Here is a 14,179-nt window from a genome sequence, read left to right as displayed (position 1 = left end):
TTAATCACATAATCAAACATTTCACCTCTTACCACCTCCAAAACAATTAACTATTTTTCAATAATGCTTTTACAATAAATGAATGCATTACCTTTGCTTAACTCGTTAGTAGAAAAGCGCTCAGCGGCACGTTTCAAACACTAGCTTAAGTGATCCCCCTAATAATAAAATATAATTCTAATTGTGGAGTGTGACTATGACCGCACGTGAAACTGTGGTTCCAGTTTTACTTGAAAAAGTTTACAAGCTGATTCAAGACAAACTTGACCTTGCTCATCGACCTCTCGTAACTCAACTTGCTCAACACTTGTTTAGTAACGTTTCTCACGACGATCTAACTCAGAGAAACGAATCCGATTTATATGGTGCTGTAGTTAGCTTATGGCATCACATCAATGAAAAGAAAGCCGACGAAATCTCTGTACGCGTTTTCAACCCGACGGTAAGTCGTCAAGGTTGGCAGTCTACTCATACTATCGTTGAGATAGTCGTTCCAGACAGTCCGTTCCTTGTTGATTCTGTAAAAATGGCACTTACTCGCCTAGACCTTTCTTCTCACCTTATGCTTCATAACCCAACACAAATCTCTCGCTCAGATAAGGGCAGTGTTGTCGGTGTTAGCAATAACGAAGGTGCATTCCAATCGCTTTTCCATATCGAAGTAGACCGTCTTAGCAGTAAAGCTGAAATGACAGCTCTTAAAACGGAGCTACTGGATATCTTTACCGATACTAGCTTAGTTGTGAACGATTGGTTGAAGATGGTTGAAAGACTTGAAGAAGTAACCAATCAAGTAGAAAAGCAGAAAGAGAGCATTCCTGTAGATGGCCAACGTTTTGATGAAACGTTGGCGTTTCTTCGTTGGTTAGGTGAACACAACTTTACATTCATGGGTTATAAGGAATATGACCTAGTTTCAGTTAACGGCGACACTGAACTGCAACCGACCAAGGAGCAAGGTCTTGGTTTGTTTGCGAATTCAGATCGTGTACGCAACGTTAAGTTGTCTGAGTTTTCTGATTCGGCACGCCTTGAAGCGAAAAAGCCTTATGTACTTATTGTAACCAAGGGCAACACGGCTTCACGCATTCACCGCCCAGCTTACAACGATTACATCGGTATTAAGAAGTTCGATAAGAACGGTAAGGTCATTGGTGAGCACCGCTTTACTGGTCTTTACACGTCTGCTGTTTATAACCAAACCGTTGAAACGATTCCTCTTGTTCGTGAGAAAGTAGACCGAATCTTAGACGCGAGTGGTTACCGTGAGGGTTCATACTCTTACAAAGCACTGCACAACATTCTTGAAAACTACCCACGTGATGAACTGCTTCAAGCTCGAGAAGAAGAGTTACTTGAAGTGGGTACTGGCGTAGTACAAATGCAAGATCGCGATCTTCTGCGTCTGTTCGTTCGCAAAGACCCGTTTGGCCGTTTCTTTAGCTGCATGGTTTACGTAACAAAAGATCGTTACAACACTGAGCTTCGTCGCCAAACACAACGCATCTTGAAGCAGTACTTTGGTTGTGAAGAAGAGGTTGAATTCACAACTTACTTCTCTGAAAGCCCACTGGCGAGAACGCACTATATTGTTCGTGTTGATAACAACAACATGGATGTGGACGTGAAAACAATTGAGCAAAATTTAATGGAAGTATCGTCTACGTGGGATGACCGCCTGTCTGAATCAATCATTGCAAACTTCGGTGAGAGCAAAGGTCTTCCATTGTCGAAAGAGTACATGCGTGCATTCCCACGTTCGTACAAAGAAGACATGATGCCAGGTTCTGCAGTTGCGGATATTGAACGTTTAGAAGCACTAAGTGAAGACAACAAATTGGGTATGCTTTTCTACCGTCCTCAAGAAGAGGCGGCAGATTCAAAAGCAGTTCGTTTGAAGTTGTTCTACCACAGCGATGAGCCAATTCACCTTTCTGATGTTATGCCAATGCTTGAAAACTTTGGCCTACGCGTTATTGGTGAATCACCTTATGAAGTGCGTAAAACTAATGGTGTGACATATTGGATCCTTGATTTCTCGATGTTGCACAAGAGCGATAAGACTATCGATCTTCGCGAAGCGCGCGATCTTTTCCAACAAGCGTTCGCAGCAATTTGGGCGGGTGAGTTAGACAGCGATGGTTTCAACCGTTTGGTACTTGGCGCTGGTCTTTCTGGCCGTGAAATCTCAATTTTACGTGCTTATGCTCGTTACATGCGTCAAGTGGGTTTCCCATTCAGCCAACAATACATTGAAGACACATTGTCTCATTACCCAGAGTTAGCAAAAGGGCTAGTGAGCTTATTCGGCAAGCGTTTCGATCCTAAACTGAAGGGCAGCGTGAAAGGCCAACAAGATCTTATTAAGAAGATCACTGAACAGTTGGATCATGTAGAGAGCTTGGATGATGATCGTATCATTCGTCGCTACATGGAAATGATCACTGCAACGCTTCGTACTAACTACTACCAAGTAGATGAGAACAAGCAGTCTAAACCTTGGTTGGCTCTGAAAATGAGACCAAGCGAGATTCCAGATATCCCTGCGCCGGTTCCTGCGTTTGAAATCTTCGTTTACGCACCAGATATTGAGGGTGTTCATCTACGTGGCGGTAAAGTAGCACGTGGTGGTTTACGTTGGTCAGACCGTCAAGAGGACTTCCGTACTGAGATTCTAGGTCTAGTTAAAGCGCAACAAGTTAAGAACACGGTTATCGTTCCGGTTGGTGCTAAAGGTGGTTTTGTTTGTAAGCGTCAACACACTATGTCTGGCCGAGATGAGATCTTTGCTGAAGGTCAACGTTGTTACAAGCGCTTCATCCGTGCCTTACTAGACGTATCAGACAACATCATTGAAGGTGAGGTTATCCCACCTAAGAGTGTTGTTCGTCACGATGAAGATGACCCGTACTTGGTTGTAGCTGCCGATAAAGGTACCGCGACATTCTCAGATCTAGCGAACTCGGTAGCTGAAGAGTACAACTTCTGGTTAGGTGACGCGTTTGCCTCTGGTGGTTCTAACGGTTACGACCATAAAGCTATGGGTATCACGGCGAAAGGTGGTTGGGAATCTGTTAAACGTCACTTCCGTGAAATGGGCATCAACTGTCAAAGCACAGACTTCACTGCAATTGGTGTAGGTGATATGGCGGGCGACGTATTTGGTAACGGTATGCTGCTATCTAAGCATATTCGCTTACAAGCTGCGTTTAACCACATGCATATCTTCATTGACCCGAATCCAGAGTCGGCATCAAGCTGGGTAGAGCGTGACCGTCTGTTTAATCTGCCTCGTTCAAGCTGGGAAGATTACAATAAAGACCTGATTTCTCAAGGTGGTGGCATCTTCTCTCGTCGAGCGAAGTCTATTTCCCTAACACCTGAAATTCAGAAAATGCTGGGTACCAAGAAAGCTTCTATGGCACCAAACGACTTGATCAAAGCGATCTTGTCTATGCAGGTTGATCTACTTTGGAATGGCGGTATTGGTACTTACGTTAAGTCTTCTAGCGAGACTCATACTGATGTGGGTGACCGTGCAAATGACGTGCTACGTATTGACGGCCGTGACCTAAAAGCTAAGGTGGTTGGTGAAGGCGGTAACTTGGGTATGACTCAATTGGGTCGTATTGAATACGCTCTAACGGGCGGTCGAGTGAATACTGACTTTGTTGATAACGTTGGTGGTGTAGATTGCTCGGATAACGAAGTTAACATTAAGATCTTCTTGAATGGCTTAGTGTCTAATGGTGATCTAACCGTTAAGCAACGTAACCAAGTGCTTGAGTCAATGGAAGATGAAGTTGGTGAAATCGTACTAGATGATGCGTACTGCCAAGCTGAGTCCATCTCTGTGACTGAGCATCAAGGTGTTGGCTTAGTGAAAGAGCAAATCCGCTTCATCCACACAATGGAAAAAGCAGGATATTTAGACCGTGGTTTGGAATACATCCCAGATGACGAAACGCTGCTAGAGCGTGAGAAGCAAGGCCAAGCATTAACAAGACCTGAGCTATCAGTATTGATCGCTTACGGTAAAATGGTTCTAAAAGAAGATCTTGTAAGTGATGATATTGCGAATGATGAGTTCCATGCTCAACAACTGATGCAATACTTCCCAACAGAGTTACGCCGTAACTACTCCCAGCACATGGATAACCATCCACTACGTGCCGAGATCATTGCAACTGCGCTTGCTAACCAAATGGTTAACGAGATGGGCTGTAACTTTGTGACTCGTTTGCAAGAAGAGACGGGCGCGAACATTGTTGATATTGCGAATGCTTACGCGGCATCACGTGAAATCTACGGTCTAGGTAAGGTACTAAAGAGCATCCGTGAACTGGACAACATCTCAAGTTCTGAAGCTCAATACGAATTGCTTTACCATGTGCGTCGTACGCTTCGTCGCCTAGCACGCTGGTTGCTAAGAAACCGTACGGGTAAACAGTCAGTGAACGCATTGATTGAGCTTTACCAAGGTGATGTGGCTGCGATTACTGAAAAACTGGACGAAAACCTAGTCGCATCAGAAGTAGAAGAGCATCAAGCAATGGCTCAACTATGGATTGACCAAGGTGTAAACGCTGAGCTAGCTAATTCAGTGGCTCGTTTGTCTAGCCTGTACTCAGCACTGGATATATCCACAGTAGCTCGTGAAACAGGTAAAACAGTACAACAAGCGTCTAAGCTTTACTTCAACCTTGGCGACCGTTTGTCACTGCATTGGTTCTTGAAGCAAATCAATGGCCAAGCTGTAGACAACAACTGGCAAGCGCTGGCACGTGCTGCATTCAGAGAAGATCTGGATTGGCAACAACGTCAGCTAACTGGCCAAGTACTTAACTGTGGCTGTGCTTCAGACATCGATGTGATTAAAGCGCTTGATGACTGGATGGAAAGTAACTCTGTTTCTCTGCATCGTTGGGAGAGCATCTTGAACGAATTCAAAGTGGGCTCTGTTCATGAGTTTGCTAAGTTCTCAGTGGCGTTGCGTGAATTGATGCTACTGAATTTAAACTGTATGTCGAAAGACTAATAGCTAGATAGAAACGAAAAACTGTAAGGGCAGGCCATTAGGTCTGCCTTTTTCGTTTGGCTAAACAGTTTTCGATAAATTAACTATTCGTACAAGTCTCACTGTATTAGTGAGCTGGTGGCTGAAGAGGTATAAGGAGCATTCCCTATAGATAATCAGAGCTTGAAACGGTAACGTTTGCTTAATAATGAACCTCATTCGTTAGCAAACTCGATTATCTTACCCTTACAGACAGTAATAGATTGAATAGTTGGGTAAATAAGTAAATAATATCGCCCCGTTTACACGGGGCTTTTTTCTATCGGAGGCACAATGCTTTACCGTCTAGCCAGAACTGGCTTTTTCCAACTTGATGCCGAAAAGGCACATGATCTTGCAATTCAAAATTTCAAACGCTTTACAGGCACACCAATTGATCTTTTGTATCGCCAACAATTACCTCATCGACCTGTAGAGTGCATGGGTCTTACTTTTAAAAACCCAGTTGGCCTCGCGGCAGGCCTAGATAAAAACGGCGAATGTATTGATGCATTTGGCGCTATGGGTTTTGGTTTCGTAGAAGTAGGAACAGTGACTCCACGTCCACAAGCGGGTAACGACAAACCTCGTTTATTCCGTCTTGTTGAAGCTGAAGGTATCATCAACCGCATGGGCTTTAACAACCTAGGCGTCGACAACCTTGTTGAGAATGTTAAGAAGTCGAACTACGATGGCATCTTAGGTATTAACATCGGTAAGAACAAAGACACACCAATTGAAAAGGGCGCTGAAGATTACTTGATCTGTATGGAGAAGGTATATCAATACGCTGGTTACATTGCTGTGAACATCTCATCACCAAATACTCCAGGACTTCGTTCTCTACAATACGGCGAAGCTCTAGACGATCTGTTGTCTGAACTTAAAACCAAACAATCTGAACTGGAAGAGAAGCATGGTAAATATGTTCCTCTTGCTCTTAAGATTGCTCCGGATCTAAGCGACGACGAAATTCGCCAAATTTGTGAATCATTGATCAAAAATAAGATCGATGGTGTGATCGCAACAAATACAACATTGGATCGTTCAATCGTTGAAGGTATGAAACATTGCGATGAAGCGGGTGGCCTAAGTGGACGTCCAGTTCAATCTCGCAGCACTGAAGTAGTTCGCAAACTTCACGAAGAGCTTGGTGACAAACTGCCGATCATTGGAGTAGGTGGTGTTGACTCGTATGTTGCTGCAAAAGAGAAAATGATGGCAGGCGCGAAGCTTGTACAAGTTTACTCTGGTTTCATCTACAAAGGTCCAGGCCTAGTTGGCGACATCGTTAAAAATCTATAAGCTGAAAATTGCTTTTATTCTTGAAAAGCGACAATCTGGCATCGTCTTACTAAAAGAGACACTGTAACTCACTGAGTTGTAGAGAAAAGCGATAAGAAAGAGGAATTCATTTCCTCTTTTTTTTTGCCTATTGCTCAGTAAAATTACTGTAATTGAAGGTAATTTTGCGTTTTACCTAATGGAATGGTTCAACAGTGTGAGACGAAATGATGCTTAAACCTAGCGATACATGGAGTTGGTATTACGATGAGCAGCAATGTTCATTAATGCTAAACCTCGGAGAGGATATGATTTTCAAAACGAATCTGGTCCGCAATAAGCTGGTGGACTGCGCGTTTAGAGATAATGAATTCACCGTTGATGACGCATCTTCATACCAAACTTTCAAAGAACAAATTTCTGGCTTAGAACTGTCTGAGCCTCGCCAAGCTGAACTCGCGCTTTATTGTGTGGCAGCAAAACGCTTCCATAAGCCTGTACAGCCTAAGAGTTGGTTCTTCGACTCACAGGGCGCTGGGCATGAATATCCTCAAGAAGGGGATATCGTACAAATGAATAACGAGCATAGCTTAGGGTATTTCATTGTATTAGAAGTGGGAGAGTGCGCGAGCCTATGTGCATTTGTCGACCTAGAAGAGTTTCTGCTTACACCTTCAAAAGGGTTACGCTTTGGCGACTCGATTAAGGTCATGCACGATAGAATGATAGACGCGAACGCTATTCTTCATCAAACGCACATTGCGATGGTCGGTTAGCCTTCTATTCAGTCCATCATTTCTCACACACATCGCAACGCGTAAACCTGTCAAACCTTCCCCAAAATCGGCTCAATAGCCGATTTTTTTGTGCCTAAAAAACCTCATCCTGATAAATACATCACTGCTTAACCATTTAAATAGTGAACTTACGACTATTTTTTCGCCTTAATTTCAGCCTGTTTTCATCGCTAGAAGTGTAATTTGTCCATCTTTATTCCCTGTTTTTGGTCTTTTGTAGCTAAATTTCACCCATAAATCCATTTTGGTATATACCAATTTAAAGGTGAATATAAATTCACATTGCTGTTTTGGTTAACAAATGGTCAGAAATGGAGTTGGTTCGATAGGTCTTGTGTTCTAAGGGGATGTGGGTAAGCGATCGCTTCAAGACTGTGCATTTGCTAGCCAGTTAGTCGAAAGATTCAATGAAAAGACGCGTTTAGTGTGATGCTCTAGTTACAAATTCAGGTATAATCGAGCTCATTTTTATCAATAAAAGAACACTATGAATCAATATCTAGCGGTTACCTCAAACGGCCTTGAGAATTTATTAGTTGAAGAACTAACCCAACTAGGGATTACAAACGCAAAACCTGTTCAAGCAGGTGTTAAATTCAAAGCGACCAATGAGCAAATTTATCGTTGTTGTTTGTGGAGCCGTTTGGCTTCTCGATTTGTACGTGTCCTTTCTGAATTCACTTGTATGGATGACATGGATTTGTACCTATCAACCACTGCGGTTAACTGGGTAAATCAATTCCATAGCTCTAAGCGTTTCGTTGTTGACTTTAATGGTACGAACAACGAAATCCGTAACAGCCAATACGGTGCGATGAAAGTAAAAGATGCCGTTGTTGATTGCTTCGAGAAGAAGTCTTTGCCTCGTCCTTCTATCAGCAAAGAGAACCCAGATGTTCGTATTCACGTTCGTCTACACCGTGATAAAGCGATTCTTGGTGTTGATATGGTTGGCAGCGGTCTTCATCAACGTGGTTACCGTCCTGAATCAGGTCGCGCACCTCTGCGTGAAACGCTTGCTGCAGCGATTCTTCTCCGTAGTGGTTGGGATGCAACTAAGCCTTTCCTAGACCCTATGTGTGGTTCGGGTACGTTAGTGATTGAAGCGGCAATGATGGCTGCAAACATGGCTCCTGGTGTTAAACGCCAGAAGTGGTGTTTTGAATCACTAGAAGATTTCGAACCAGAGCTTTGGGCTGAAGTTAAAGCTGAAGCGAACGTTCAAGGTCGTCGTGGCGTTAAGAAAGTAGAATGTAAGTTCTATGGTTACGACAACGATGAACGCATGATCAAAACAGCGCGCGACAATGCTCGTCGTGCTGGTGTTGAAGAGTTGATTGAATTCGAAGTAGGTGACGCTGCAAGGCTTAAACGCCCTACAGAATTTGTTGATGGTGTGATTGTTTCTAACCCACCTTATGGTGAGCGTCTGGGTACAGAGCCTGGCCTAATTGCACTGTACACGGCATTCGGCGCACAGCTTAAAGCTGAATTTGGCGGTTGTAACGCGTCTATCTTCTCTAGTTCAGACGAACTACTTAGCTGCTTACGCATGCGTGCAGACAAACAGTTCAAATTGAATAACGGTGCGTTACCGTGTCACCAAAAGAACTACTCAATTTCAGATCGTCCGATGTCAGAACGTCCAACGGGCGAGCAAGAACAGCTGATTGCTCCTGACTTTGCAAACCGACTTAAAAAGAACATCGGTAAAATTGGCAAGTGGGCTAAGAAAGAGCAATTAGATTGTTACCGTATCTACGACGCTGACTTACCAGAATACAATGTAGCGATTGACGTATACCCAGGTCACCTTGTGATTCAAGAATACGCAGCGCCTAAAGATGTTCCGGAAGATAAAGCTAAGCGTCGTTTAACCGATATCATTCGTGCGTCAATTCAAGTAACAGGCGTTGAAGCAAACAACGTCGTGCTTAAGGTTCGTCAGAAGCAGAAAGGCCGTTCTCAATACCAGAAGATGGCTCAAGACTCATCTAACCTAGAAGTGAACGAATACGGCGTTAAGCTGATTGTTAACCTTCACGACTACCTAGATACAGGCTTGTTCCTAGATCATAAGATCACTCGTCGTCGTATCGGTGAGATGGCCGCAGGTAAAGATTTCCTAAACCTGTTCGCTTACACAGGCAGTGCATCTGTTCATGCTGCTGTAGGTGGCGCTCGTTCTACAACAACGGTTGATATGTCTAATACCTACCTTGAGTGGGCAAAACAGAACATGGAGCTTAATGGCCGTGTTGGTCGTCAACATCAATTTGTGCAAGCTGATTGCTTACAGTGGTTGGTTAAAGAGCAGGGTTCTTACGACCTGATCTTTATTGATCCACCTACGTTCTCAAACTCTAAGCGTATGGATCAATCTTTTGATGTTCAGCGTGATCACATTCAATTGATGGAAAACCTTAAGCGTCTTCTTCGTGAAGAAGGCACGATTGTGTTCTCTAACAACAAGCGTCACTTCAAAATGGACTTGGAAGCTCTGGATGAATTAGGTCTTAAGGCTCAGAACATCTCTGCTAAGACGCTTCCATTGGACTTCTCTCGCAATAAGCACATTCATAACTGCTGGTTGATTACTCACAAGTAGTTAAGAGATTGTATAAGGATATATAGTGCTGACTCTCTACAGTACAGAAGGGTGCCATCTATGTGAGATGGCATTCCAACTCACGGAACAGTTAAACATTAGCCATCACGTCAACGTTGTCGACATTGCATTCGATGATGAGCTCTTTTCCCGTTACGGGGTCACTATTCCGGTGCTCAAATTTGAAAGCTCTGATCTTTCTCAAAGCTCAGAGCTTAACTGGCCATTTGGCTTGTTAGAACTTAATGATTGGTTAAAGAAGAATGGCATTACTTACAATTCATAATGGGCAATTAGCGTTTGGCGATCACCCATTATTAGATCGTGCGGACTTCGCACTGCAAGAAAACGAACGTGTGTGTTTAGTAGGGCGCAATGGCGCTGGTAAGTCTACGTTGATGAAAATCCTGTCTGGGAACATCATCATGGACGACGGCAAGATGCAAATCACACAAGATGTGGTTGTGTCGCGCCTTGAGCAAGATCCACCGCGCAATGAGCAAGGTTCCGTTTATGATTACGTTGCTGGTGGCCTAGCTGAAATCGGTGAACAGCTGAAGATCTATCATGATCTTCTGGATCTCATCGGTACTGACCCTAGTGAAAAGAACCTAAATCGTCTTACTCGTGTTCAAGAGCAATTGGATCATGCGAATGCATGGCGCTTTGAAGATCGCGTAAGCAACGTATTGGCGGCGCTTAAGCTAACTGCAGAAACCAAACTGACGGATTTGTCTGGTGGTTGGCAACGTAAAGCAGCACTTGCTCGTGCGCTTGTATGTGACCCTGACGTGCTTCTACTTGACGAACCGACTAACCACTTAGATGTTGCGACCATTGAATGGTTAGAGGGTTTCCTGAAAGACTTCCGCGGTTCAATCATCTTTATCTCGCATGACCGTGCGTTCATTAAATCGATGGCAACACGTATTGTCGATCTTGATCGCGGTAAATTGAGCTCTTTCCCGGGTGATTACGAAAACTATCTTGTTGAGAAAGAAGAAGCGCTTCGTGTAGAAGAAATGCAAAACGCTGAATTTGATAAGAAGCTTGCTCAAGAGGAAGTTTGGATTCGTCAAGGCATTAAAGCTCGTCGTACTCGTAACGAAGGCCGTGTGCGTGCGCTTAAGAAGCTACGTGAAGAGCGTTTAAACCGTCGAGAAGTGCAGGGCAAAGCCGTTATCCAAATCGACGATGGCCAGCGTTCAGGCAAGATTGTATTTGAAGCTGAAAACATTAACTTTGGCTTCGAAGGCAAAGAGATTGTTAAAGACTTCAGCTTCAATATCATGCGTGGTGATCGTATCGCTCTAATTGGCCCGAATGGCTGTGGTAAGAGTACGGTACTTAAACTGCTGCTTGATCAACTTAAGCCAGATTCAGGTCGTCTACATTGCGGTACTAAGCTTGAAGTCGCTTACTTTGACCAATATCGTGAAATTCTAGATCCTGAGAAGTCTGTAATCGATAACTTAGCGGATGGTAAGCAAGAAGTCACTGTAGGTGGCCGTGAGCGTCATGCACTAAGCTACTTACAAGATTTCTTATTCTCTCCAAAACGTGCTCGTACTCCTGTTAAAGCACTATCTGGTGGTGAGAAAAACCGTCTGTTACTAGCTCGTATCTTCCTTAAGTCGAACAACTTATTGATTCTCGATGAGCCAACCAACGATCTAGATATCGAAACTTTGGAACTTTTAGAAGATTTGCTTGCCAACTATCAGGGTACGCTTCTTTTAGTGAGCCACGATCGTCAGTTTGTTGATAACACGGTTATGACAAGTTGGATCTTTGAAGGTAATGGCGTTATTGAAGAATTTGTTGGTGGTTACCACGATGCTCAGCAGCAAAGAAAACAAGCATTAGAGTACCGACAGGTTGAAAAGCCATCAAAGCCTGAGAAAGTAGTTGAGGAAACTCCCAAAACTGCGCCAGTTAAAGCTAAACCTAAGAAGTTATCGTATAAGCTACAACGAGAACTAGAAGCGCTACCAATGCGTTTAGAAGAATTGGAAACTCAAATTGAAACTCTTCAGGAAGAAGTCAACGATCCAAGCTTCTTTTCAAAATCTGTAGAGCAGACACAACCAGTATTAGATAAGCTATCTGCAGCAGAGCAGGAGCTTGAAGTTGCTTTTGAGCGCTGGGAAGAGCTCGAGGCACTACAACAGGAAAGTTAAGAAGTAATAATGACTTGTACTAAATTTAAATTAACAACAGTTGCAGCATTAGTTTTTGCTGCAACTAATGCGAATGCTGCGCTCTATCAAGTAGTAGAAGTTGCCACTCCTAGCTCAATTACGGGTGCTTCAGAGACCTTTGGTGTAGCAATTCAACCTGCAACAGTAACCGGAACAGAAAGTTGTTTTACTACCGGCACTGTTGGTAGTGTTGCATGTGGCGACTTTAAACTGGCTGGTGAAACTCGCGATACTCTTGAAGCGGTAAGTTATCGTGAAGAAGTGCCTTTCGCTATGGACGCTCCGTTCCAATACATCCAAGAGTTCGATGATTTCGAAAACTATTGCTACCGAGAGCTAAGATATTCTACATGTGAAAGCTGGGCGCAAAACCGTTGGAATGATACTTGGAGCAAGGAAAGAAATGACCTTACTTACGTCAATGCAAAAGCATTTGTAGAAGGTGGTGATACATTTACGAGTCGAAATACTGTCATTAACTCACTGTATGCCAAATCTGCGACAGAAGTTGAACCTTTGGGGGTAAAATCTGAAGGTGGTATCCGTAATAATGCGCTTCACACCGACTCCGTTGCTCCAGATGGTACTTCGGAAACTCGTGCGTGGCGTGCGATAAAAGCGAGTAACGGCAAAGTTTACAATGTAGGTAGTGTCTCTGAAGAGTTTGTTCCGACTGATACATCAGAACCAGATAAGGCCTATGCTTCTAAAGCGGCGATCTGGGACGGTACTACGACCAAAGAAATCGATTGGATTCGCAGCGGTGACGCTAAACAAGGTGATTACTTTGCTCAAGGCAGTATGCGTTCAATCGTTGAATCAGGTTCTGGTTTTTACGGTGTTGGCTATAATACTGCAGATGGTAATGGTGACCTACAAGACATGAACGCCAGTGTTTTTGTGAGTGACTCATTAGATCTTACTGGTGCAACATGGACGACTACACAGATTAGCGGTGCAGAGGTTAAGTCAGGCTCGTCTAACGACGATGCTAGATACAGTAACTCTGTAGCGACTGACATCAACGATAATTTGTTCGCTGTTGGTTATTCTAAGCGTAATGGTTATGTACCAGAGAGTGGTAGTGCAGGTAATAAGCCTTTCGTTGTAACCGATGCCAAAAACCCAACAGCAACGTACTTGTCTGGTGGTATCTTCTTTGGTGGTTCGAGCGGTGAAGCTAAAGCAGTTAACAACTTTAATGAGTTTGTTGGCCAAATAGATGCAGAAACCACTCGTGAGGTTGATGGTAGTGAAAGAAGACACAGAGGCTTTATATATCCTTATAACGTGTCTTCATCAACTGAAGCTCGTCGTGTAGACATCTTTAACGGTCAGGCTTGGTGGTTAGATGATCTAACAAATGATGGTAATGTTTCCGGAGAGAACAACAAGTTCCGAATTATTGATGCTACTGACATTAACGATGCTGGTGTGATCTCTGCTACTGCTATCAAATGTACAGTTGGAGGAACGACTCAACCGTATGACACAACGTCTCACAACTCATACTGTGGTGGCGCGTCATCTAACGCGGTAGAAGAGGTTGTTGCAGTTAAGCTTGTACCAATTGCCGGTGCAACTAAAGCTGATATCCAAACTCGTAGTGCCGACTCAGAGAAAGTTGATCGTCAAGGTGGTAGCCTAGGTTGGTTAACTTTGACTGTGCTTGGTCTGTTAGGGTTCCGCAGAAAATTTAAATAATTTATCTCTTGGGCCCGAGTTCACAATTCTGAACTCGGGCTTTTTTTCGCCTTGAGAAAAGTGAAAATCTGATCGATTCTTAAAGTTGGAGTCACAAAAACTCCGCAAAGTTGTAATCATTGTATGTTAGTAAATGGAACACCCGTATGAGGACTGCACTATGAAGAGACAAAAGCGTGATCGACTAGAACGAGCACAATCTCAAGGCTACAAAGCTGGTTTAAATGGTAGGTCGCAAGAAGCTTGCCCATATAGCCAAATGGACTCTCGGTCTTATTGGTTAGGTGGTTGGCGTGATGCCAAAGATGATAAGCAATCAGGTCTCTATAAGTAGATAGGGCGTAAAGAATTCAAGGTCAGGGCTCCATTGTCTGTTGATTACAACGGCTGGAGCCTTGTTAGTTTCAGAACAACACAAAGACTCCTAGAGCTATGTAGCATTCTAGTTTCGCTATCATAAGCGTATCGCTGGTGGATTTATCCTGTTTCAAGCTTAATACGGGATATTTTAATGCACTATAACTAAATT

Annotated in this window: 8 protein-coding genes; all 8 read left to right on the top strand. The window is 43.5% G+C overall.

Features of this window, described 5'->3' with window-relative positions:
- Positions 1-196 precede the first annotated feature (196 nt).
- The 8 genes from OC193_RS08340 to rmf all read left to right on the top strand — a co-directional run bounded on the left by OC193_RS08340 (position 197) and on the right by rmf (position 13,984).
- The gene (locus OC193_RS08340) at positions 197-5,038 is read left to right on the top strand and encodes an NAD-glutamate dehydrogenase (protein ID WP_048661954.1); all 4,842 of its coding nucleotides are present in this window, start codon (positions 197-199) and stop codon (positions 5,036-5,038) included.
- A gap of 312 nt (positions 5,039-5,350) precedes the next feature.
- Complete coding sequence (pyrD, locus tag OC193_RS08335; protein WP_017063847.1) at positions 5,351-6,361, top strand: quinone-dependent dihydroorotate dehydrogenase; 1,011 nt, start codon at positions 5,351-5,353, stop codon at positions 6,359-6,361.
- Between the two features lie 206 nt (positions 6,362-6,567).
- Positions 6,568-7,116: a cell division protein ZapC gene (locus tag OC193_RS08330; RefSeq protein WP_017059680.1), complete on the top strand. Its 549-nt coding sequence runs from the start codon at positions 6,568-6,570 to the stop codon at positions 7,114-7,116.
- 508 nt (positions 7,117-7,624) lie between these two features.
- Positions 7,625-9,745, top strand: a complete 2,121-nt coding sequence (gene rlmKL, locus OC193_RS08325) for a bifunctional 23S rRNA (guanine(2069)-N(7))-methyltransferase RlmK/23S rRNA (guanine(2445)-N(2))-methyltransferase RlmL (RefSeq protein ID WP_048661955.1) — start codon at positions 7,625-7,627, stop codon at positions 9,743-9,745.
- Positions 9,746-9,812: 67 nt separating this feature from the next.
- Positions 9,813-10,031 carry a glutaredoxin family protein gene (locus tag OC193_RS08320; RefSeq protein WP_017057231.1) on the top strand — a complete coding sequence of 73 codons (219 nt, stop codon included), beginning with the start codon at positions 9,813-9,815 and terminating at the stop codon, positions 10,029-10,031.
- The gene (locus OC193_RS08315) at positions 10,009-11,925 is read left to right on the top strand and encodes an ABC transporter ATP-binding protein (RefSeq protein ID WP_048661956.1); all 1,917 of its coding nucleotides are present in this window, start codon (positions 10,009-10,011) and stop codon (positions 11,923-11,925) included. Before OC193_RS08320 ends, OC193_RS08315 begins: the two co-directional genes overlap by 23 nt.
- Before the next feature lie 9 nt (positions 11,926-11,934).
- On the top strand, positions 11,935-13,650 hold the full coding sequence (locus tag OC193_RS08310; RefSeq protein ID WP_048661957.1) for a DUF3466 family protein: 1,716 nt from the start codon (positions 11,935-11,937) through the stop codon (positions 13,648-13,650).
- Positions 13,651-13,810: 160 nt separating this feature from the next.
- The gene (gene rmf / locus OC193_RS08305; RefSeq protein WP_017059676.1) at positions 13,811-13,984 is read left to right on the top strand and encodes a ribosome modulation factor; all 174 of its coding nucleotides are present in this window, start codon (positions 13,811-13,813) and stop codon (positions 13,982-13,984) included.
- Positions 13,985-14,179 lie beyond the last annotated feature (195 nt).

The sequence above is a fragment of the Vibrio crassostreae genome (genome assembly GCF_024347415.1).
Taxonomy (GTDB): domain Bacteria; phylum Pseudomonadota; class Gammaproteobacteria; order Enterobacterales; family Vibrionaceae; genus Vibrio; species Vibrio crassostreae.
Note: the sequence above shows the minus strand (reverse complement) of the source record. Positions and strands in the feature narration are given on the sequence as shown.